Below are 21,565 nucleotides of genomic sequence, written 5' to 3'. Positions count from 1 at the left end.
CCCCACCATTTACCCGGGCTCCTCACAAACCCCCCCCCCTGGGGGGGGGGGGGCGCCGCCCCGCGGGGGGGGGGGGCCATCGCCGCCACCTGCAGAGCCAAACAATTGTCACCCCCACCCGCGCGTTCCGCGCGACCTCCCCCCTCAAGGGGGAGGTGATTAACCACGCCAGCCCTCGAGAAACACCACCTTCTCAACGCCGGTAAAGCGGGCGACACGCTCCAGTTCCGCTTCCAGCCTCTCCAGTCGGCCGGCGGAGGGTTTGACACCCTGTTCCAGCCACAAGCGCTTGACGTCAAGCGTTCCCGCCTTGCGGTCGGCCTTCATGTCGATGCGGCCGATCAGCCGGTCTCCCTCCAGCAGCGGAAAGACATAGTAGCCGTATTCGCGCTTGGGCTCGGGCACGAAAATTTCGATGCGGTAAAAGAAGCCGAAGAGGCGTTCGGTGCGGTTGCGGTCGCGCAGCGTCGGATCGAAGGGGCTGAGGACGCGGATGCGCGCCGGCGCCTCCGGATAGCTGTCGAGCGTCGTCTGGAAATCGGTGAATGCGAAAGAGGGGCGCGGCTTGTCGCCCGCAGCCGGCTCGATGAGCACATCGGTCAGTTCGTCCCGGTGCGTCTCGACCCAGCTCTTGGCCTCCTGCGGCGTCACAAGGTCCCAGAAGGCAGCGATTTCGCCCGAGGTGGCAAAGCCCAGGCGCTGAAGCGCACCACGGCAAGCCCAATCGACGAACTCGTCATGCTCGACCTCGGGCTCATGGAAATGATTGGGCAGGACGCGCTCGACGAGATCATAGACCTTCTGGAAATTGGTGCGGCCGGCGATGGCGAATTTGCCGGTACGCCAGAAATATTCGAGCGCCGTCTTGTTCGGATGCCAGTTCCACCAGCCGCCGGAGACATGATTCTCCGCCTTGACTTCGCGCGCCATGATCGCGCCGTTCTTCAGCACACGCTCGTAGGTTTCCTCGAAGGCAGATTCGAACCCCTCGCCACGCCACTTTCGCCAGCGCTCCACCAGAGCCAATTCCTCGCGGCGGAACCGGTGTTTCCAGTAGACGAAGAAAGCGCTCGGCACGATGGAGGCATCATGCGTCCAGTGCTCGAACAGCGCGCCGTCCTTTTCGAGGAGTTCCGTCAGATGCTCGCGCCGATAGGTCTGGTTGCGTGAGAACAGGATCTGATGATGCGCACGCTCGACGGTGCCGATGCTATCCACCTGCACGAAGCCGATATCATGAATGAGCTGCAGCAACCCCGCCTTGGTCAAGGCGCGGTTCGGTGGATTGGCGAGCCCCTGCTTGGCAAGGAAAACGCGGCGGGCATCCCGATTCGAAAGCAGATTCGTCATGGAGGGATCATAGGCATAAATTCCCATGCTTTCAAACCGCCTCATTTGATAAATGACCGCGATGCGCTATAGGACAGCGATACCATCAGGAAACAGGGCAGCCGCTTGGATATCCGCTTCGACAATGCCGGCGTAGACTATGGCGCACGCACCGCCCTCTTCCCGCTGAGCCTGACGCTCCAGGAAAAGCGGATCGGGGTCATCGGCCTCAACGGCTCGGGCAAGACAACATTCGCGCGGTTGATCAACGGGCTCGCCAAGCCGACGGCCGGCCGTGTCGTCGTCGATGGGCTGGATACGATCACCGATGCGGCCAAGGTGCTCGGCAGGGTCGGCTATATCTTCCAGTCGCCGCAGAACCAGATCATCCTGCCGATCGTGCGTGACGACATCGCTTTCGGGCTCAAGGCGCGTGGCTATGACAAGACACAGATCGAGACGGCGGTCGACGGTATTCTCCAGCGGTTCGGCGTCAGCCATCTCGGTGCGCGGCGCGCGCATGAGCTTTCAGGCGGCGAGCTGCAGATGGCCGCCCTCTGCTCGGTGCTGGTCACCGGCCCGGATATTCTGATCCTTGATGAGCCGACCAACCAGCTCGACCTCAAGAACCGCGCGCTGGTGCAAGGGACCATTGCGAGCCTGCCGGAAAGTGTCATCGTCATCAGCCACGACCTGCCATTGCTGGAGGATTTCGATCGCGTGCTGCTGTTCGACCAGGGCCGGCTGGTGGCCGATGCTCCGGCGGCGGACGCCATCGCTCGATACAGGGAGATGGCAGGCTGATGCAGACGCTGCATGTAGACGTTGACACCTGGCTGCACCGGCTGTCGCCACGCGTGAAGCTCGTGACACTCGCGGCTCTCGGCATCCTGCTGTTTCTCCTCGATTCCGTCGCAGCCCTCGCGCTCGCGAACCTTATCGGCGCCGCCCTTTATTTTCGGACCGGCCTGCCGATATCGGAGGCGCTGCGGCGGCTACGGCCGATCCTCATCTCCATCGCCATGCTGGCGCTCTTTACCGCACTCCTGAGCCCGCTGCATGCCGCCATCGTCGTGGCGCTGCGGCTGATCGCGCTTGCGCTGTTTGCGGCTGCGGTGACGGCGACGACATCGATGACCGCCTTCATGGACGAGATCACGACCCTTGCGATGCCGCTCGAAAAAATCGGCCTGCTCAGGGCAGCCGATATCGGGCTTGCGATCGGCCTCGTCATCCGCTTCGTGCCCGAGATTCTCGACCGTTATCGCGCCATCCGCGATGCGCATCAGGCTCGCGGCATCAAGATACGGATGGCAACGACGCTCGCTCCGCTCATCATCCTGACGCTGCGCGATGCGGACAATATCGCAGCTGCGATTGACGCACGCGGCATTCGGCGGCATTGAACAACAATCTGTTTGCGAAGGAGCCGCCATGAACACCCGCGACCTCGTCCTCTCGGCGCTTTTTGCCGCAATCATCGTGGCGCTCGGCCTGCTGCCGCCGATCCCGATCGGCATCATCCTTGTGCCGATCACCGCGCAATCGCTCGGCATCATGCTGGCCGGCGTCGTGCTCGGTGCCAAGCGCGGCACGATCGCGGTGCTGATCGTCGTCCTGTTGGTGCTCATCGGCCTGCCGGTTCTGTCAGGTGGCCGCGGTGGCCTTGCCGTTCTTGCAGGTCCGACCGCTGGCTTCTTCATCGGCTGGATCTTCGCGGCCTTTGTCACCGGCTACCTCTCGGAGCGGTTGGTCAAAGCCGAGCAAAGCAGCCTCGTGCAGGGCGTTGGCTTCTTCCTCGCCGCAGTGGCAGGCGGTGTTATCGTGCTCTATGCCTTCGGCATCGCCTGGCTGAGCATCAATATCGGCTTCGAGAAGGCCTTTATCGGTTCCCTGAGCTTTGTGCCGGGCGATGTCATCAAGGCTGTCGTCGCAGCATTGGTGGGACGCGCTGTCATGGCCGGCTATCCGCTTCTGCCGCAGCGGAGCTAACCGCGGCTTAGGAAAGATATTTGTAGAGCCAGTCGCGCGTGTCCTCCGGCAGGGAAGCGGGGTCCTGTTCCTCACCGCGAACCGCGAGCCAGCGAATTTCGACTTCCGCCGCCAGTTCGTTGCCGGTTTCGACCAAGACGACGAAGCCGACGGATTTGCCGCCGATTTTGTTGACGCTGATCGAGAAGCGGGCAAGATCGTCGTAGCGCAGGGCCCGGTGCAGAGAGCAGGACGCCTTGGTGGCGATATAGGCCGGTTCGTCATCGACCAGCGGCCGGGTGCGCCAGAAATTCGAAAGAGCCGTTTCCGCCTGCGAGATATAGGATGCAATGAACATCTGGCCGTGCCTGTCGACATCGCGCGGCGGCACCCTCACCTCGATGACATCGGATCGTTCTATACTCATCATCACTAAACAACCCTGGCCGACGCCATAGACACCTTAATGAAAGCTTAACACCGCGCCTCGATAAGTAAACGGGCGCTACCCCAAAGTGGTTAAGATGGTTTGTTGACATTGTAGTGACATGGTCCATGTCCTCTAATAGGCGTCAGACCTCCTCTATAGATTGGCACCATGAGCACACGTCTTTACGAACACCCGATCTTTCTTGAACATATTGTTCCACCAGGCCACCCGGAACGGCCGGATCGGCTGCGCTCGCTGAACATTGCGCTGGAACATCCGAACTTCGAACGGCTTGACCGGCGCAAAGCCCCTGCGGCCCACGTGGACGCAGTCCTGCTCGCCCATCCTGAAGAGCATCTGGAATTCGTGCTGCGCTCGATGCCTGATAAGGGTGACGACGGCGAGATCAACCAGCTTGAGGCGGATACCTATGCCAGCCCGAAGACGCTGCAGGCGATCATGCACGGCGTCGGTGGGGCGATGGCGGCGGTCGACGATGTGTTTTCCGGTGCTGCCGACAATGTCTTCGTCGCGGCCCGCCCGCCGGGCCACCATGCCGAGAAATCCAAGGCCATGGGCTTCTGCTTCTTCAACAATGCGGCGATAGCGGCCCGCCATGCGCAGAAGGCCCACGGAGCTGAGCGCGTCGCCATTGTCGATTGGGATGTCCACCACGGCAACGGCACGCAGGACATCTTCTGGGACGATCCGTCCGTGCTGTTCTGCTCGACCCACCAGATGCCGCTCTACCCGGGCACGGGTAAAAAGGACGAGTGCGGCGCGCATGACACCATCGTCAATGCGCCGCTCTCGCCGAATACCGGCGGCGACCATTTCCGCGAGGCTTTCAAGTCGCGTGTGCTGCCGGCGCTTCATGATTTCCGCCCAGATCTCATCATCATCTCCGCCGGTTTCGACGCCCACCATCGCGATCCGCTGGCACAATTGAACCTCACCGGTGAGGATTTCGACTGGGCGACCGGGCGGATTCTGGAGGCTGCCGATCGCAGCGCCAAGAACCGGGTCGTCAGCCTGCTCGAAGGCGGCTATGATCTGGAAGGTCTCGCCGAATCGGCGGGTCTGCATATTCTGCGCATGATGAAGGGTTGACGATGAGCGAGAACGCCAAGGTAGATGTTTCAGGCTATTCTTTCGAGAAGGCCGTGGCGGAGCTTGAAAGCATCGTCGCACGCCTGGAGCGCGGCGACGTGGCGCTGGACGAATCCATCACCATCTATGAGCGCGGCGAAGCACTGAAGAAGCACTGCGAGGCGCTGCTCTCGGCAGCCGAGAACCGCATCGAGAAGATCCGCCTCGACCGCGCCGGCAAGCCGCAGGGCACGGAGCCGCTGGACGGCGCGTGAGACAAGACGGGAAAGTTTGAGTTTGCCTGACATTCCCGGTAGGTTGCACCTCAACCGAAAGGAGAGCCTCCATGTCCTTTTTCCCAGGAAATGATCCGCACGCCGGTGATGCCTTCGCCTGCGACGCGATCGAGAATCTCATCATTCCACGCACCAGCGACCTTGGTGGCTTCTCCGTACGGCGGGCTCTTCCGAGCAGCCGGCGGCGGCTGGTGGGGCCGTTCATCTTCTTCGACCGCATGGGGCCTGCAATCTTTCGCCCGGGCCAGGCGGTTGATGTGCGCCCGCATCCGCATATCGGCCTTTCCACCGTCACCTACCTGTTCGACGGCGAAATCCGCCATCTCGACAGCCTCGGCACGGCCAAGGTAATCCGCCCTGGCGACGTCAACCTGATGACGGCCGGACGCGGGATCGTGCACTCCGAACGCACCCCCGAAAATCTGCGCGACCATCCCTTTGCCATGTCTGGCCTACAGACATGGCTGGCACTTCCCGACGACAGGGAGGAGATCGACCCATCCTTTGCCCATACGGAAAAAGACGAGCTACCTGTCATTTCCGATGGCGGCGTGACCGGGCGCGTGGTGATCGGCGATTTCGAAGGCCTGAAATCTCCGGTGAAATCCTTCACCGACACGCTCTACGTCGATCTGCAGCTTCAGCCGAGCGCGACGTTTCCTTTTGGTGCAGCCCATGAGGAGCGCGCGGTCTATATTCTCTCCGGCTCGCTCATCGTTGCGGGCGATCACTTTGCTCAGGATCAGCTCCTCGTTTTCCGCCCCGGCGACGCCATAACCCTCGAAGCCGCGGAAAAAGGCTGTCATCTCATGCTTTTTGGTGGTGCGGCACTCAATTCGAAGCGCTATATCTGGTGGAACTTCGTGTCATCTTCCAAGGAACGCATCGAAAAGGCCAAGGAAGAATGGCGCACGGGCCGCTTCGACATCGTACCGGGCGATGAGGAAGAATTCATTCCATTGCCGGAGGGCTAACGGGTTCATAACAATCCCACATGTTTCTTGTTCGGGTGCACCTTGAATTCGGCGTCTTTTGTCGCAATCTGTTTTGACGTAAAGGCGGGATCCCGCCCAAGAATAGCAAGAAAGAGGCTCCTGCCTTGACACAAATGCCAGAGACGCCCCTGCTCGACCGGGTCCATTTTCCTTCCGACCTGCGCAAGCTTGAGGACCGGGACTTGCCGCAACTCGCCCGCGAAGTCCGCGACGAGATGATCGATGCGGTGTCGCGCACCGGCGGGCATCTCGGCGCCGGGCTTGGCGTCGTCGAACTGACCATCGCCATCCACAGCGTTTTCAACACGCCGAGCGATCGCCTGATCTTCGATGTCGGGCATCAGTGTTATCCGCACAAGATCCTGACCGGGCGGCGTGATCGCATCCGCACGCTGAGGCAGGAAGACGGCCTTTCCGGCTTCACGCGTCGGGCCGAAAGCGAATACGACCCCTTCGGCGCCGCGCATTCATCGACGTCCATTTCCGCCGGCCTCGGCATGGCTGTGGCCGCCGAGCTCGACAAGACCGACCGCCGCGTCATTGCCGTCATCGGCGATGGCGCCATGTCGGCCGGCATGGCCTATGAAGCCCTTAACAATGCCGGCGCGCTCGATGCACGACTGATCGTCATCCTCAACGACAACGACATGTCGATCGCGCCGCCGACCGGCGCAATGAGCGCCTATCTCGCCCGCCTCGCCTCAGGCCGCACCTATATGGGCTTCCGCGACCTCGGCAAGAAATTGACGGCCTATCTCGGCAAGAAGGTCGATCGCGCCATCACGCGGGCAGTCGAACATGCACGGGGCTATGTGACCGGCGGGACGATGTTCGAGGAGATGGGTTTCTACCATATCGGCCCGATCGACGGTCACTCCTTCGAACACCTGCTGCCAGTGCTGCGCAATGTGCGCGACAATGCGCAGGGTCCGGTGCTGATTCATGTCGTGACGCAAAAGGGCAAGGGTTATCCCCCTGCCGAGGCAGCTGCCGACAAGTATCACGGCGTCAACAAGTTCGACGTCATCACCGGCGCGCAGGCCAAGGTGAAACCAAATGCACCGAGCTATACCAGCGTCTTCGCCGATGCCCTGGTGCAGGAGGCAACGCTCGATGAGAAGATCGTCGGCATTACAGCCGCCATGCCGAATGGCACCGGCCTCGACAAGCTGCAGGAATTCTTCCCCAAGCGCTGTTTTGACGTCGGCATCGCCGAGCAGCATGCAGTAACTTTCGCCGCAGGCCTTGCCGCCGAAGGCTACAAGCCGTTCGCGGCGCTTTATTCCACCTTCCTGCAGCGCGCCTATGACCAGGTGGTGCATGACGTGGCGATCCAGGGCCTGCCGGTTCGCTTCCCGATCGACCGTGCCGGCTTTGTCGGGGCTGATGGTCCGACGCATGCGGGCTCCTTCGACACCGCCTTCCTCGCCACCTTGCCCGGTTTCGTTGTCATGGCCGCTTCCGATGAGGCGGAGCTCAAGCACATGGTGCGCACTGCGGCCGCCTATGATCTCGGCCCGATTTCGTTCCGCTATCCGCGCGGCGAAGGCGTCGGCATCGAAATGCCTGAGCGCGGCCAGATTCTGGAAATCGGCAAGGGTCGCGTGATCAAGCAGGGTTCGAAGGTTGCATTGCTCTCCTTCGGCACGCGCCTGGCCGACAGCCTTGCCGCTGCCGAGGATCTCGATGCTGCCGGCCTGCCGACGACGGTTGCGGACGCCCGTTTCGCCAAGCCGCTCGATCATGGTCTCATTCGCCAGCTGGCCGCTCACCACGAGATGCTGATCACCATCGAAGAAGGTTCGGTCGGCGGCTTCGGCAGCCAGGTCATGCAGTTCCTCGCCAGCGAGGGATTGCTCGACAACGGGCTGAAGATCCGCACGCTCGTCATGCCCGATATCTGGATGGATCAAGCCAAGCCCGAAGCCATGAATGCAAAGGCCGGCCTCGACCGCGCCGGCATCGTGCAGACGGTGTTCAGAGCGCTTGGCCACAGCCGTATCGTCGAAGCAGCCGGATAGGATCTAAGCCTTATCGGCAGCATCTCGGCCTTGCTGATCGTTTGTGATCTCAGGGCTGGAAGACAGCAACCCGGTCTCGCCCGGCTGCCTTGGCCTGATAGAGGGCGGCATCGACATTCTTCAACAGCAATATGCGCGTCGCACCGTCATGCGGCGCCAGCGCCGCGCCTATGCTCAACCGGGCGAAAACGGACATACCGTCGACCGTGAATGGCGCACGAAAGGCGACAAGCAGCCGTTCCGAAAGGGATAGAAGAGCGCTCCTGTCGGCCGGATCAGGAACGAATATCGCGAACTCATCGCCGCCCATGCGTACGACAATGTCCTCGGTGGAAATGACCGAGCGGATGCGCAGGGCAGCCTCGCATAAGACCTCATCGCCGACATTGTGACCAAAGCGGTCGTTGATCGACTTGAAGCCGTCCATGTCGAGATAGAGCACACCGAAGTTGCGGCCGGCAGCGACGGCAGCGCTCAGCGATCCATCGACCACGGCCTCCAGCGCCGACCTGTTCAGGAAACGGGTCAAAGGGTCGGTCATGGCGGCAGTGCGCAAACCATTCTCGGCGATACCCATCAGCAGATTGGTCTTTTGAAGCCTCAGAAGCGCACTTGCGATCTGAGCGAACCGCACGAGGCTTTGCTCCTCGCTCGCAGAAAACTCCCGCGGCTTCTGGTCGAGAATGCAGAAGGCGCCGACGGGCAGGCCATTTTCCAATCGCACCGGCGCGCCCGCGTAAAAGCGCAGATGCGGATCCTCGACCACGAAGGGGGCGCTCTTCAGCTCGGGATCGGCGGCCAGATCGGATATAACAAGCAATTCGTCGTCGAAGACCACACGGGTGCAGATCGACATGTCGCGGGAGCATTCGGCAATCTTCAGGCCTGCCTGCCCGGCTATGCGCTGCCAGTCCTCGTCGATGATATTGATCGCGGCATAGGGCGAGGCGAAGACTTGCCTTGCGAGCTCGGCGACAATGGCCAGCTCCGGCGTCGGAATGCTGTGGATCGCATTCAGGGAGCGTACGGCCAAAAGTCTCTGCGTTTCATTGGCCGGAACTCGGACGAGTTGTCCCATTCGAATCTCCCTCGGCAATCCTTGTGACCGGGCTATAGAAAAAGTGGATCGACGCTCAGCGCAACCCTGCCACCGATCAAATATTTAATAAATCTTGACGAAAGCATGTCCCGGCCGCGGATCGGAAACTGTGTGATAGCTCTTAAAACCCCGCAGCCCTTGGGAAGAGCCGCCACCTGCCTTGAAACGGCCTGCTCCAAAACAACGCACTCCGGAATTTTTCCTTTTTGCACTGCCTGTGAAACGCAAATCGGCCCGCCACAGAGCGGCGGGCCGACGAAGTCTGAAGGCGATGATTCCCAGTGGCGGCCTCGCAAGGCTGCCACTGGGAGCATTACCGGAAAGCGCTCAGAACTCTTCCCATTCGTCCTGCGCGGGGGCAGCGGCACTTGCCTTGGCGCCGAAGGCCTTGGCCACGGTGCGGCCCAGAGCCCGCGCCGGCGATGCCGCCGGCTTTGAACGTGGCGTCGCGACGGCAGGCCGGGCGGGCGCTGCCTGTGGTGTGTTGCCGAGGCGGAACTGCTGGAGCAGTTCGTTCAATGCCGATGCCTCGCGGGCAAGCGCATGGCTTGCGGCGGTCTGTTCTTCGACCATGGCCGCATTCTTCTGCGTGCCCTGATCCATGGTGTTGACCGCAGTATTGATCTCCTGCAGGCCGGTCGACTGTTCGCGGGTCGCCGTGACGATCGCGCCGACGTGGCGATTGATTTCCTGCACTTCGGAGACGATCAGCTCCAGCGCCTTGCCGGTCTCGCCGACCAGGGACACGCCAGTATTGACCTGGTCGCTCGAGGTCGTGATAAGCGCCTTGATTTCCTTGGCGGCATTGGCGGAGCGCTGGGCGAGCTCGCGCACTTCCTGGGCAACGACCGCAAAGCCCTTGCCTGCATCGCCGGCACGGGCGGCTTCGACACCGGCGTTCAGCGCCAGCAGGTTGGTCTGGAAGGCGATATCGTCGATGACGCTGATGATGTTGCTGATCTCGCCCGAAGACTTTTCGATCTGCTGCATGGCGGAGACTGCCTTGCGCACCACTTCGCCGGACTTTTCGGCGCCGAGGCGGGCGCGTTCGACGAGATGGCCGACATCTTCGGCGCGTTTGGCCGAATCACGAACCGTCGTCGTCACCTGCTCCAGTGCTGCGGCCGTCTCCTCGACGGAGGCTGCCTGCTGCTCGGTGCGATGAGCAAGCTCATCGGCAGCCGAGCGGATTTCGCCCGCGCCGGCATTGATGGCGGCGGCATTGCGGCCGACAGACTGCAGGGCCGCTTCCAGCTTCTCGACGGCATTGTTGAAATCGGCACGAACGCTGTCGAACTGCGGCGCGAAGGCTCGATCGAGACGCGCCGCGACATTGCCGGCGGAGAGCGCGGAAAGCCCGCCCGCAAGCGTTTCCATCGCAAAGCGGATTTCGCCCTCTTCGCGCGCCTTCTGCTCGTCGCTCATCTGGCGCTGACGCTCAGCGTCATCGCGCATGCGATCGGTTTCGCCGGCAAGACGAAGCTTTTCGATCGCCGCCTGCTTGAAGACGAGGACGGCATCGGCCATGCGGCCGACTTCATCGCCACGGCCGACGGCCGGAACATCGATATCGTGCTCGCCGCTGGCCAGGCGGCCCATGGCAGCCGTCATGCCGACGATCGGACGAACGATGATGCGCGACAGCAGCCAGGCGAGGAGTGCGGCAAGCAGTGCCACGAAAATGCCGCCTGCGATCAGCGTCAGGCGCAGATCACTGTTGGCTTCATCCTGCATAGCCCCCAGATCGTTGGCCTGGGTACGGGCGGCCTGCTTGATCTTCGCCGCAGCCTCGCGGAAGCCATCGAGCTGGCCCTTGGTTTCGTTCTGACCGATCTTGACGATCTGGTCGAGCGGCGTCTCGGTTTCCTTGCGGGCCTTGGCCTGCGGCTCTGCAAGCTGATGGAAATAGATATCCGCGGCCTTCTGCATGTTGTCTATGGCCTGCAGCAAGTCCGGAGAATCAGCCGCGACCTGCTTGGCAGCGGCAATGCTCTTCAGCATCCGCTCGCGGTTGGCGAAAATATCGCCATAGGTGCTGTCGCTGCGCAGCAACAGGAAGCCGCGCAGATTGACGGCCTGTTCCAGCATGGCCTGCAAGGAGTCGTCGACAAGATTGACGAGCTGGTGTGACTTGGCCTGCTCTGCAGCAGCGCCGGCCGACACCTCTTCCTTGGAATAGACGAATGCGGAAACACAGGCGAAAATGGCAATCAGCGCCGTGAACGTGATGGCAAGCTTGCCATTCAGCGAGAGTCTTTTCGCAAACATGAGCGAGCGCCTCCTGAGCGCCGGTCCTGGCGAGCATCGACGGGCCGTGTTTGGGAGAAACACTGCCGGATACTCGGGAAATTCAGGGAAGGGCATGATTGGGACGCAAAAGCGCGAAGCCTTCATGGCAGGCGGCGATCTCGAAACCGATCGCCGTAATCCCGAATATCCGTAAGGGCTTCGGCTTTAAATTTATTTAATTTCGCGCAACTGGTCTTTAAACGCGGCCTAGTTCACGGGTGCCGCGGAAAGGATCAGAATGTCCAGATCGTGCTCGGGATAAAAATCCTGCGCCGTCACCTGGAAAGTCGTCGGTCCGGTCTTCTTGACGTCCGTTCCGCAGAAACTGATGTAGTTTTCCGGGCTGCCCTTGTCGACCGTCAGCTCGAAGTGCTTGATCGGTCCAGACCAGTTGGCGCCCGTCGTCAACACATAGGAAATCCAGCTCTCTACATAGGTGCGGCCACCCTTGTCGGCCACGGCGGCAAGCTTGGTCGCCGTCTTGAGAAATGCCTCATCCACGCAATACCGGCCGCGATAGACCTGCAGCTGCTGCTTCTGGTAGTCCTCGTCGCCGGCAAAGGTGATGGCCACGGTGCCGCCGACGCTCGGCTTGTAACGATGCTGGACGGCGATCTTCGCCTTGGCCGGAAATTTCGTGCGCCACCAATAAGTGGTATGCAGGGTCCACATCGGCGTCGGGTGATGCTTCACGCCCTGGCCGTCATTGTCGTATTCATCGTCTGTGATCAGACCGCGAGCCGTCCAATCTTCCAACACATCGAGAGGCAACTTGGCGACGGCATCCATCGCGGCCTTGCTGAGCGGCAACAGCGGCACGCCCTGCGCCTTCAACTCATCGGTCATGTCGACATCGGCGACCGATACGCGCTGCTGAAGCGTCGGGGTGATGGCCTTGCCATCCTGGGTCACGGTGAAACCGAGAAAGTTGTCTGCCTCGACATTTCCGGCATCGACCATGCTGTCGACATCGCCCTTGATATCGGGCATCGGGAAGGCAACCACGCTTTCGACATCCTTATCGGAGGTGTTTTCGAAGACGTAATCCACCCGCACCTCGGTTGCCGATATGAACAGTTTTTCCTGATCCATGCTGATATCGCCGCTGCGGACATAGGCGAGGCCGCCCGTCTTCAGCTCGGCCATGGTGTCGTTCGCCAGGGCCGGCGTGGCAAACATCGCCAATAGAGCCGCATAGCCACCGATTCTTCGCATGAATGACCCCTCAGCCGTTGATTTAAGCGATTATCTCCGGCTGCAGTCCGGCGTCAACGCCGAGATTGCCACAAAAGGCTTGCAACGCAATGCATTGACCGGCATGGACAGCCTATGTCCGAACCTCAACGCCTTGACCAGCTCCTCGTCACCCTTTCGCTCTTCGCCAGCCGATCCCGCGCGCGCGATGCCATCCAACGCGGCGCCGTGACCGTCGACGGCAGGGTCGTGACCAAGCCGGGGACGCTGTTTACCGAGGAGGTGCAGATCGGCATCGACGATCCGGCTCAGGATTACGTGTCCCGTGCGGCCTTGAAACTGGTAGCCGCGCTCGATCATTTCGGTCTCGATCCGCAAGGCCTGCACTGTCTCGACGTCGGCGCATCCACCGGCGGATTTACCGAGGTATTGCTGCAGCGCGGCGCCGCGCATGTCACATCCATCGATGTCGGCCATGGACAGATGCATCCGCGCATATCGGCCGATCCGCGCGTCACCAATATGGAAGGGCTGAACGCCCGCAATCTCACCGCCGAAGATATCGGCGGGCCGTTCTCCTTTCTCGTTTCCGACGTCTCCTTCATCTCATTGAAGCTGGCGCTGGCACCGGCCTTGGCTCTTGCCGAACCGGGCGCGCGCGCGGCGCTACTGGTGAAGCCGCAATTCGAGGCGGGTCGCGATGCTGTCGGCAAGGCCGGACTGCTGAAAGATCCCTCCTCCGCTCCGGCGGTTGCTGCCGAACTTGAGCGCTGGTTCTCCGAGGATATGGGCTGGAAGAGCCTCGGCCTCATCCCCTCGCCCATTGCCGGCGGCGACGGCAACCACGAATTTCTTCTCGCAGGGATCAAGCCATGAGCACTGAAACCGTCACCATCCAGAAGCTCGGCGCCCAGGGCGACGGCATTGCGCAAGGCACGGACGGACCGATCTATGTGCCTTTCACGCTTCCCGGCGAAAGCGTCGCCATCGCGCGGGTGAAAAGTCAGGGCACGCTGATGTCGATCGCATCGGCTTCGCCGGATCGGCAGGAGCCGCACTGTCGGCACTTCGGCCCGGATGGCGTCAACGGCACCTGCGGCGGCTGCACCCTTCAGCATTATGCCGATGCGCCCTACCACGGCTTCAAGCGTCAGCTCGTCGTCGATGCATTGCGCTCCAAGGGCCTGACGCCCGAGGTGGACGATATCGTCGCTGCCCATCCCGGCGAGCGGCGGCGGGTGGTCTTTGCGGCACGCAAGACCGAAAAGAGCACGCTGATCGGCTTCAACCAGGCCGAAAGCCATCACATCGTCGCGATCGAGGAATGTCCCATCGCGTCCGCGGGGATCATGTCGCGGCTGGAGGCGATCAGGGCGGTCGCGACCGCGCTCGCCGTCAATGCCGAAGCCTTCCGCATCTCCGTGCTGGAAACGTCATCCGGCCTCGATCTCGCCGTCGACGGCATCAAATCGCTATCCGACAAGCAGCGCCGCAGCACGGTCGAGACTGTGCTGGCGCTTCGCGGCATAGCCCGCGTATCGCTGAACGGCGAAATCCTGGTCGAGCCGGCAAAGCCGATCATCGAATTCGGCGGCGTGCAGATCGCACCTCCTCCGGGCGCCTTCACGCAGGCAACCAAGCAGGCCGAGGACGCGATGGCCGAGCTGGTCGCAGCCCATGTTGGCAAGGCCAAGCGCATCGCCGATCTTTTCGCCGGCGCCGGCACCTTCTCGCTGCGTCTGGCGCGCATCGGGCGCGTGCATGCGGTGGAAAGCGAAGGCAAGCCGCTCGCCGCACTCGACCACGCCGCCCGCAATACGCAGGGGTTGAAGCCCGTCACCATTGAGCGCCGCGATCTCTTCCGCCGGCCGCTGATGAAACAGGAACTGAAAGTCTACGACGCCGTCGTCTTCGACCCTCCGCGCGCCGGAGCAGAGTTTCAGAGCAAGGAACTTGCCCTCTCGCAAGTCAAGAAGATCGTCGCGGTCTCCTGCAATCCCCTGACGCTCGCCCGCGATCTCGCGCTGCTCATCGAAGGCGGCTACCGCATCACCAGGGTGACACCGATCGACCAGTTCCTCTGGACCTCGCATGTCGAGGTGGTCGTGGCGCTGGAGAAGTAAGGAATTGCGCGAGGCAGAGTCCTCGCGCAGGTATCCTCACCGCTTCATGAACGCCTCGAAGGCCGCGCGGGCTTCCGCACTTTTCAGCCGTGCGGCGAAATGCTCGGCCTCTTCCGTGATGCGGCCAAGGATGGCGTCCGGCGGGCCGCGCATGAGGTCGCGGGCGATCCGCAGAGCCTCTGGCGGCTTGGCGGCGAGCCTGGCGGCAAGTGCCAGGGTCTCGGCTTCCACAGCCTCTGGTGCGGTCACCTTCCAGATCAGGCCGGCGTCCTTCGCGTCATTAGCGGAAAAACCTTCGCCGAGGGCGAGCAGGGCGAAGGCGCGTTGATGACCCATCAGGCGCGGCGCAATCAGGCTTGAGGCGGCTTCGGGCACGAGGGCGAGATCGACGAAGGGCGTCTTGAACAGGCTGCGGTCGGACGCAACCGTCAGATCGCAATGCAGATGGATCGTCGTGCCGATGCCGATCGCAAGTCCGTCGACGCCGGAAACGACCGGTTTCCTGGCGCTCGCCAGCGCGACGAGAAAGTCGATCACTTCGCGGCCCATGCTGCCGCCCATGGCGAAGGCCAGGAAATCGGCCATGTCGTTGCCCGCGGAGAAGCAGCCGTCCGTGCCAAGGAAGACGCTGACGCGGATATCCGGCGTCTCGTCTGCCGCCTTCAGCGCATCGGTCATCGCCTGATACATGGCGCGGGTGATCGCGTTCTTCTTTTCCGGTCGATTGAACCGGATGATCTGGACATGCGGCGCGGTCTCGGACCGTTCGATCAGAATGTGGTCGGTCATGGATTTTCCTCAGGCAAGGGCAACGCGGCCGGCTTCAAGACTAGATGCACCGGAAGTCACGCGATCAGAGAGAGCAGCGGTTTCGGCCAGCAGGTTTTCGGCAGCAAAGCGGCAGAGCGCGATGCGCTTACCTCCCTCGCCATCCCCTGCATTGGCAAGGCCTCCCTTGGCCAGATACGAGCTGGTCAGCACCAGGCCGAAGAGCCGCTGGTAAGGGGTGGCGCCAGCCAGCGCTTCTGCGACAGCACCTTCCGCCTGTTTCGTCAGGAGCCATTCACTTGTCTTTTCCAGGTCGGCAATGGCCGCCCGCAACCGCGGCGCTGTCTCTCCGAAGCCATCGAGATTGGATTTGGCGACGGCGTCAGCGATCTCGCGCAGCTCAGCGATGAAGCCGCGCACATGGTCCCCATTGGCGATGGTCAGCTTGCGCGTCACGAGGTCGATCGCCTGGATGCCGTTCGTGCCTTCGTAGATCGGTGCGATGCGGGCATCGCGCAGCAGCCGCGCCGCACCCGTCTCCTCTATGAAACCCATGCCGCCATGGACCTGAATGCCCAGCGAAGCGACATCGACGCCGGCGTCGGTGGAGAAGGATTTGGCAATCGGCGTCAGTAGTGCCGCGCGCTCCTGCCAATATTTAGCCTTCTGCGCATCGCGATGCGACATGTCGATCGCCTCGGCGCAAGCGTAGCAGATGGCGCGAGATCCCTGCGTCAGCGCCTTCATGGTGAGAAGCGTGCGCGCGACATCGGGATGCTCGATGATCGGGCTCATGCCTGCTGCAGTCGTTCCCGGCGCGCGGCCCTGCGTGCGCTCCCGCGCATAGGCGATGGCCTTCTGGGTCGCGGCTTCCGCGATCGCCACGCCCTGAATGCCGACAGCGAGGCGGGCATTGTTCATCATGGTGAACATGCAGGCGAGGCCCTTGTTCTCCTCGCCGACCAGCCAGGCGATGGCACCTTTTTCAGTGCCATGTTTGCCGTCGCCGCAGATCATCGTGCAGGTCGGCGAGCCGTGAATGCCGAGCTTGTGCTCCAAAGAATGGGCGAAATAATCGTTACGGGCGCCAAGCGAGCCATCATCGTTCACCAGGAATTTCGGCACGAGGAACAGCGAGATGCCCCGCGTGCCGGCCGGCGCGTCCGGAAGACGGGCCAGCACCAGATGGATGATGTTTTCCGCCGCCTCGTGATCGCCCCAGGTGATGAAGATTTTCTGGCCAAAGAGGCGATAGGTGCCATCGTCCCGACGCTCCGCACGCGTGCGCAAGGCTCCGACGTCGGAACCGGCATGCGGCTCGGTCAGGTTCATTGTGCCAGACCATTCGCCGGAGATGAGCTTTGCCAGATATTTCTTCTTGAGGTCATTGCTGCCGTGGGCGTTCAGCGCCTCGACCGCGCCCATCGTCAGCGTCGGGGCGAGACCAAAGGCCATCGAAGCGGAATTCCACATTTCCAGCGTCGCGATATTGAGCATATGCGGCAGGCCCTGCCCGCCGAATTCCTCCGGTGCGGTCAGCCCGTTCCAGCCGCCGGCGATCCAGTCGCGATAGAGCTTTTCCCATCCGTCGGGAAGAACCACCTTGCCGTCGACCAGCTTCGCGCCCTGCCGGTCGCCATTTTCGGCAAGTGGCTCCATCTCATCGCCGGCAAAACGCCCGGCCTCCGATAGAATAGCATCGAGGACATCGGCGCTGAGATCGCCGAGAATGCCCTCCTCCATCGCCCGATCCATGCCGGCGACGTATTTCAGCGTGAATGCGATTTCCTCGACAGGCGCTTTGTACATGGTGATTTCCTCCGCGTCGGTGCCGCCGATTACCCGCCTCACCCGGATCATCGGCCCTATGTGGATAGAGCTAGTTTATTTTTACGTAAACGTCAATTTTCACTGAGACATTCCGCAGGGCGATTTCCACTCAATCGTGAACCGGAACGGCAGTTCGCGTCACGCGCGCCACACGTCGTCAATAACGGCGCCGGCATGTGCGATTATTCCACCGTCATGCAGCCTTGCATAAACAATCGTCATGAACGAAGACTAAGGCAACTGTTCTGACAAAGCGAATGATGCGGCCATGAACACGATAACGTCAGCCACCACCATACCCGGCTTTGTCTGGGCCTATCGTCTTCGTCCAGGCGCGGACAAGGCGGAGCGGCTCCCCGACGATGCGGATCGAGCCACGCTCTTTGACGGAGACGGCTTCCTCTGGCTGCATCTCAATCTCGTCGACGCCCGCGTTCCGGCCTTCCTGGAGGACGCGCCGGGGCTGAACGAAGCGGCGCGCATAGCGCTGACGACGCACGAGACCCACGCGACGATCACAGTCGACGACCAGATGCTTTTCGGCACCCTTGTCGATTTCCAGCGCGATTTCGCCCACAACACCCATGATATCGGCTGGCTGCATTTTGCGGTGACTGACCGCGTGCTCATCACCAGCCGGCTGCAGCCGCTTCGCAGCGTGGACCGGGGACGCGTGCTGATCGAAAAGAATGCCGCACGGTTTTCATGCCCTGTGGATATTTTCGAAGCGCTGGTTGTCGAGTTCCAGCGCACCCTGATCTCCGTCGTCATCGAGATCAGCGAAGAGCTGAACGGCATCGAGGATTTCATCCACGGCAATAGCTCGCGTGACGAGCGCACGCAGCTTCCGCCCATTCGACGGACGATCGTGCGGCTGCACCGCCATCTGCGAACCGTCCTCTCCCTGATGCGGCATGCGGCCGCCTCAGACGACGAGGAAATGCCGCTTGGTTTCGAGGACATTGCGGGACGTCTGACGGGACGCCTCGAAGCAGTCGAACACGATGTCTACGCGCTGCAGGAGCGCGCCAGGCTGCTGCATGAAGAAATCGACTCGAAGCTTGCCTCCGAGATCAATCGCCATCTCTACATCCTCTCGATCATGACGGCGTTCCTGCTGCCGCCGACGCTGGTGACCGGCTTCTTCGGCATGAATACATCGAGCCTGCCCCTTTCGGGCGGCTCAAGCGGTACGGGATACGCGATCGGCTTTATTATCGCATCCATGCTGCTGGCATGGTGGCTGCTCAAGCGGGTCAACATTCTCTGACGCCGGCACAAAAAAGCCGCCCGGATAACGGGCGGCTGTGTCGATGATTTTTGGCGTGTCGCTCAATAATAGGGCGAGTAGCACTGACGGCGCGGGCCCTGGTTGGGCTGGAACGTGTTGTCGTAAGCCCGATAGGAGCGATAACGATCCGAGCACCATTCGACGTGGCGCGGATTGATGCCGCCGGACGGAGGCGGGGCCGCATAGTAGCGAGGCTGGCTGGCAATCGCCCCGCCGATGAGCGCGCCGGCACCGAAGGCGGCCAGCGGGAACCAGTAGCCATCATGGTAACGATAGCCATGGCGATAACCCGAATAGCCGCGATAGCCGCCATACCAGCCGCGGCGATAATAGCCGCCGTGATAGCCCCGCCATTGAACCTGCTCGACATTGCCAAGCGTGGATTTCTCCACAGGTGCGATCGGCGCAGCAGGCATCTGAATGGCAAAGGACGGCGTGAAGCTCGTCAGGGTGACAGCGGCCGAAATAGCGATGGTCGCAATTCTCGCACGGAAACCAAGCATTCTTATCTCCATTCGCTGGTTTGTCTTGTGCTCAAGCGTATAGCGTTTGATGTCGGGCATGCTTCTTTCGCAGGATTAAGCGCCCTGCTTCGCAGCATGTCCGAATAGACAACAAGAAACGCGGCAACACCTTATTCTGTTCCTTAAATCCCTACCAATTTAAGGAGTTATGCGAGGGCTCCACGATGAATGTATAGTGAACCGATCCTTAACCCAAGATTAACCAGCAATCCTTACTATTATTTCATGAAAGGGTCCCGGCACAGCCACAGCCTGATTTGCAGCTTCCTGACCGTACTGGCCCTGTTGGGGCCGGCCACGAAGCCTTCGGCCGGCGAAAACCAGCCTTGGACGGACCCCCAAAATGCCCTCATCGTCGATGCCTATGAACTGAATACCATCGACTGGACTGCGTTCCTGCAGGACAAGCGGATCGCCGCCTTCATCTCCAAGGCCTCCGACGGCCTGCCCGAGAGCTTCAGTTGTACCGGCGACCATGCCGGTGACACCTTCGCCCACTGCAAGACCATGTGGCGCAAATATGCCGTCACGCGCGAACTCTATCAGACCCGCCGGATGCTGGCGAAGACGAATGGCCTGTTATGGGGCGCCTATCATCTGGGGCGACCGGGCAATCCGATCGATCAGGCCAATCATTTTCTCGATTATGCCGATCCACAGCCGGACGAGCTGATGGTGCTCGACATTGACGGCATGGATCCCACGCGTTTCATGTCGCTTGATGATGCGCAGGTCTTTGTCGCACACATCAAGGTCAGGACCGGACGTTATCCGATCCTCTACGTCAATCACAACACCGCGCGCTATATCGCCGATCACCGCGATATCTATCCGCTGCTGTCGCGGCTGCCGCTCTGGTACGCGCGCTACAAGCCGGATCTGAAGGGCACCTTCCCGCTCGGCAACTGGGATAATTACGCCATCTGGCAGTTTGCCTCATCGGACAATTGTTCCGACAAGAGCTGCCCCTACCGCGTTCCGGGCACGCTGACGGACATCGACGTCAATGTTGTGCCGATGACCAGCGTGCAACTCGCCAAGATCTGGCCGCAGGGCGATTTGCTGCCCGCCAAACCACTGCCTGCCCCCGACCTGACGATCGCCCAGGGACCGCTGTGCAACGGGCCGCTACAGACGCTTGTCTCGCTGATGGTCGATCCGGTCGTCACGGCTGCTACCCGCCGACCCGAGCCGGTGGAGATCAATGAACTGAATTACCAGGATTATTAGGCTTCGACCTGAACATCCGTCTTCGGGCGCGAGCAGCAGGCCAGGATATAGCCTTCCTCGATCTCGTCATCGAGGATGCCGCCATTGTGGCTCATCTCGACCTCGCCCGAAAGCTTCATGACACGACAGGTGCCGCAGAGGCCCGATTCGCAGGCAGCGCCGATCCGCACGCCGGCGCCGCGCGCGGCCTGAAGCACGGTTTGCCCGGCCGCACAAACCACGTCCTTGCCGGCCATGGTGAAGCGGATCGTGGTCGCAGCGTCCGTCGAGGCATCGTCGGTAACTTCAGCAAGCGGCGTCGCCGCATTTGCCGGCTGGAAGCTTTCCTGATGGTAGCGCTTCATGTCGAAGCCGTGCGCTTCCAACATGGAACGGACGGCATCCATGAAGACTTCCGGGCCGCAGCAGAAGATCGTGCGATCCATGAAATCAGGCGCCAGCAGGCCGATCTTGGCCTTGTCGATGCGGCCCTTCAGCCCCGACCAGAGATCGGTGCGGCCACAGCCCTCGACGATCAGGCCGAGATTGAGGTTCGGCATGAAGCGGGCGAGATATTCCAGCTCCGAGCGGAAGATGATGTCGGTCGGGCTGCGCGAGCAATTGACGAAAGTGATGTCGGACAATGGCGCGGTGTCGGCCATGTAACGGGTCATGGCCATCATCGGCGTCACGCCGGAACCGGCGGAGACGAAGAGGTATTTATCGCCGGGATGGCGGACGTGCGTGAAATCGCCGAGAGGACCGAAAGCCTTGATGCGCATGCCCGGCTTGAGGTTCTCGAACATCCAGCGCGTGCCGATGCTGTCCTTCTGCGCCTTGACCGTCACCGCGACCGAGAAGGGCCGCGATGGCGTCGAGGACAGCGTATAGGTGCGCATGACCGGCTCCGGCGCCGTCGGCAGCTCCAGCGTCACGAACTGGCCCGGCAGATAGCGGAACCAGTTGTCCTTGTCGGACCGGAATGTGAAGGTCATCACATCGGGCGCTTCGGGCGTGACGGAGAGGCATTCGAGCAGATGCTGCCTGTCGCTCCAGGGCTGCATCTGATCGAGGTGTCGATGGCTAAGGGAGACGGTCATGTTCATA

Annotated in this window: 20 protein-coding genes; 11 read left to right on the top strand and 9 right to left on the bottom strand. The window is 61.6% G+C overall.

Features of this window, described 5'->3' with window-relative positions; translation table 11 throughout:
* Positions 1–159: 159 nt before the first annotated feature.
* Complete coding sequence (locus tag ACQZ6F_RS13205) at positions 160–1,350, bottom strand: winged helix-turn-helix domain-containing protein (RefSeq protein WP_449095831.1); 1,191 nt, start codon at positions 1,348–1,350, stop codon at positions 160–162.
* A gap of 105 nt (positions 1,351–1,455) precedes the next feature.
* Between ACQZ6F_RS13205 and ACQZ6F_RS13200 the strand changes: the two genes are divergently transcribed.
* Genes ACQZ6F_RS13200 through ACQZ6F_RS13190 form a run of 3 tightly spaced genes read left to right on the top strand, consistent with a single transcriptional unit; the run spans position 1,456 to position 3,321 of the window.
* Positions 1,456–2,133 (top strand): energy-coupling factor ABC transporter ATP-binding protein, encoded by a 678-nt coding sequence (locus ACQZ6F_RS13200; protein WP_449095832.1) that lies wholly within the window; start codon positions 1,456–1,458, stop codon positions 2,131–2,133.
* Entirely contained in the window at positions 2,133–2,735 is a 603-nt protein-coding gene (locus tag ACQZ6F_RS13195) for a CbiQ family ECF transporter T component (RefSeq protein ID WP_449095833.1), read from the top strand. The genes ACQZ6F_RS13200 and ACQZ6F_RS13195 overlap by 1 nt, the downstream gene beginning before the upstream one ends.
* 28 nt (positions 2,736–2,763) lie before the next feature.
* Complete coding sequence (locus tag ACQZ6F_RS13190; protein WP_449095834.1) at positions 2,764–3,321, top strand: biotin transporter BioY; 558 nt, start codon at positions 2,764–2,766, stop codon at positions 3,319–3,321.
* A gap of 7 nt (positions 3,322–3,328) precedes the next feature.
* On the opposite strand, the gene ACQZ6F_RS13185 is transcribed toward ACQZ6F_RS13190, so the two are convergent.
* Positions 3,329–3,730, bottom strand: a complete 402-nt coding sequence (locus ACQZ6F_RS13185) for an acyl-CoA thioesterase (protein WP_068384861.1) — start codon at positions 3,728–3,730, stop codon at positions 3,329–3,331.
* A 168-nt stretch (positions 3,731–3,898) separates the two neighbouring features.
* Between ACQZ6F_RS13185 and ACQZ6F_RS13180 the strand changes: the two genes are divergently transcribed.
* The 4 genes from ACQZ6F_RS13180 to dxs all read left to right on the top strand — a co-directional run bounded on the left by ACQZ6F_RS13180 (position 3,899) and on the right by dxs (position 8,131).
* Positions 3,899–4,840: a histone deacetylase family protein gene (locus ACQZ6F_RS13180; RefSeq protein ID WP_449095835.1), complete on the top strand. Its 942-nt coding sequence runs from the start codon at positions 3,899–3,901 to the stop codon at positions 4,838–4,840.
* A 2-nt stretch (positions 4,841–4,842) separates the two neighbouring features.
* Positions 4,843–5,094 carry an exodeoxyribonuclease VII small subunit gene (locus ACQZ6F_RS13175; RefSeq protein ID WP_077471301.1) on the top strand — a complete coding sequence of 84 codons (252 nt, stop codon included), beginning with the start codon at positions 4,843–4,845 and terminating at the stop codon, positions 5,092–5,094.
* Between the two features lie 71 nt (positions 5,095–5,165).
* Complete coding sequence (locus ACQZ6F_RS13170; RefSeq protein WP_449095836.1) at positions 5,166–6,089, top strand: pirin family protein; 924 nt, start codon at positions 5,166–5,168, stop codon at positions 6,087–6,089.
* A gap of 125 nt (positions 6,090–6,214) precedes the next feature.
* On the top strand, positions 6,215–8,131 hold the full coding sequence (gene dxs, locus ACQZ6F_RS13165; RefSeq protein WP_449095837.1) for a 1-deoxy-D-xylulose-5-phosphate synthase: 1,917 nt from the start codon (positions 6,215–6,217) through the stop codon (positions 8,129–8,131).
* Between the two features lie 49 nt (positions 8,132–8,180).
* On the opposite strand, the gene ACQZ6F_RS13160 is transcribed toward dxs, so the two are convergent.
* The 3 genes from ACQZ6F_RS13160 to ACQZ6F_RS13150 all read right to left on the bottom strand — a co-directional run bounded on the left by ACQZ6F_RS13160 (position 8,181) and on the right by ACQZ6F_RS13150 (position 12,734).
* Complete coding sequence (locus ACQZ6F_RS13160; RefSeq protein WP_449095838.1) at positions 8,181–9,209, bottom strand: diguanylate cyclase domain-containing protein; 1,029 nt, start codon at positions 9,207–9,209, stop codon at positions 8,181–8,183.
* Positions 9,210–9,557: 348 nt separating this feature from the next.
* Positions 9,558–11,498, bottom strand: a complete 1,941-nt coding sequence (locus ACQZ6F_RS13155) for a methyl-accepting chemotaxis protein (RefSeq protein ID WP_449095839.1) — start codon at positions 11,496–11,498, stop codon at positions 9,558–9,560.
* Positions 11,499–11,726: 228 nt separating this feature from the next.
* Positions 11,727–12,734, bottom strand: coding sequence for a DUF4424 domain-containing protein (locus ACQZ6F_RS13150; RefSeq protein ID WP_449095840.1), 1,008 nt, complete (start codon positions 12,732–12,734; stop codon positions 11,727–11,729).
* A 114-nt stretch (positions 12,735–12,848) separates the two neighbouring features.
* Between ACQZ6F_RS13150 and ACQZ6F_RS13145 the strand changes: the two genes are divergently transcribed.
* On the top strand, positions 12,849–13,589 hold the full coding sequence (locus ACQZ6F_RS13145) for a TlyA family RNA methyltransferase (RefSeq protein ID WP_449095841.1): 741 nt from the start codon (positions 12,849–12,851) through the stop codon (positions 13,587–13,589).
* Entirely contained in the window at positions 13,586–14,836 is a 1,251-nt protein-coding gene (locus ACQZ6F_RS13140; RefSeq protein ID WP_449095842.1) for a class I SAM-dependent RNA methyltransferase, read from the top strand. The genes ACQZ6F_RS13145 and ACQZ6F_RS13140 overlap by 4 nt, the downstream gene beginning before the upstream one ends.
* A gap of 36 nt (positions 14,837–14,872) precedes the next feature.
* Here the strand turns inward: ACQZ6F_RS13140 and ACQZ6F_RS13135 are convergent, their stop codons facing one another.
* Together ACQZ6F_RS13135 and ACQZ6F_RS13130 are read right to left on the bottom strand one after the other, a co-directional pair.
* Positions 14,873–15,625: a crotonase/enoyl-CoA hydratase family protein gene (locus ACQZ6F_RS13135; protein WP_449095843.1), complete on the bottom strand. Its 753-nt coding sequence runs from the start codon at positions 15,623–15,625 to the stop codon at positions 14,873–14,875.
* A 9-nt stretch (positions 15,626–15,634) separates the two neighbouring features.
* On the bottom strand, positions 15,635–17,413 hold the full coding sequence (locus ACQZ6F_RS13130; RefSeq protein WP_449095844.1) for an acyl-CoA dehydrogenase: 1,779 nt from the start codon (positions 17,411–17,413) through the stop codon (positions 15,635–15,637).
* Positions 17,414–17,702: 289 nt separating this feature from the next.
* On the opposite strand from ACQZ6F_RS13130, the gene ACQZ6F_RS13125 reads away from it, so the two are divergent.
* Positions 17,703–18,704 (top strand): CorA family divalent cation transporter, encoded by a 1,002-nt coding sequence (locus tag ACQZ6F_RS13125; RefSeq protein ID WP_449095845.1) that lies wholly within the window; start codon positions 17,703–17,705, stop codon positions 18,702–18,704.
* Positions 18,705–18,766: 62 nt separating this feature from the next.
* Here the strand turns inward: ACQZ6F_RS13125 and ACQZ6F_RS13120 are convergent, their stop codons facing one another.
* Complete coding sequence (locus ACQZ6F_RS13120) at positions 18,767–19,228, bottom strand: BA14K family protein (RefSeq protein ID WP_077471309.1); 462 nt, start codon at positions 19,226–19,228, stop codon at positions 18,767–18,769.
* Positions 19,229–19,474: 246 nt separating this feature from the next.
* On the opposite strand from ACQZ6F_RS13120, the gene ACQZ6F_RS13115 reads away from it, so the two are divergent.
* Positions 19,475–20,479, top strand: coding sequence for a glycoside hydrolase family 25 protein (locus ACQZ6F_RS13115; protein WP_449095846.1), 1,005 nt, complete (start codon positions 19,475–19,477; stop codon positions 20,477–20,479).
* Here ACQZ6F_RS13115 and ACQZ6F_RS13110 read toward each other — a convergent pair.
* Positions 20,476–21,564 (bottom strand): FAD-binding oxidoreductase, encoded by a 1,089-nt coding sequence (locus ACQZ6F_RS13110; protein WP_077471311.1) that lies wholly within the window; start codon positions 21,562–21,564, stop codon positions 20,476–20,478. The genes ACQZ6F_RS13115 and ACQZ6F_RS13110 overlap by 4 nt on opposite strands.
* Between the last annotated feature and the right edge of the window lies 1 nt (position 21,565).

This window comes from Rhizobium sp. A22-96 (assembly GCF_053521805.1).
This window is presented reverse-complemented; position numbering and strand designations above follow the sequence as displayed.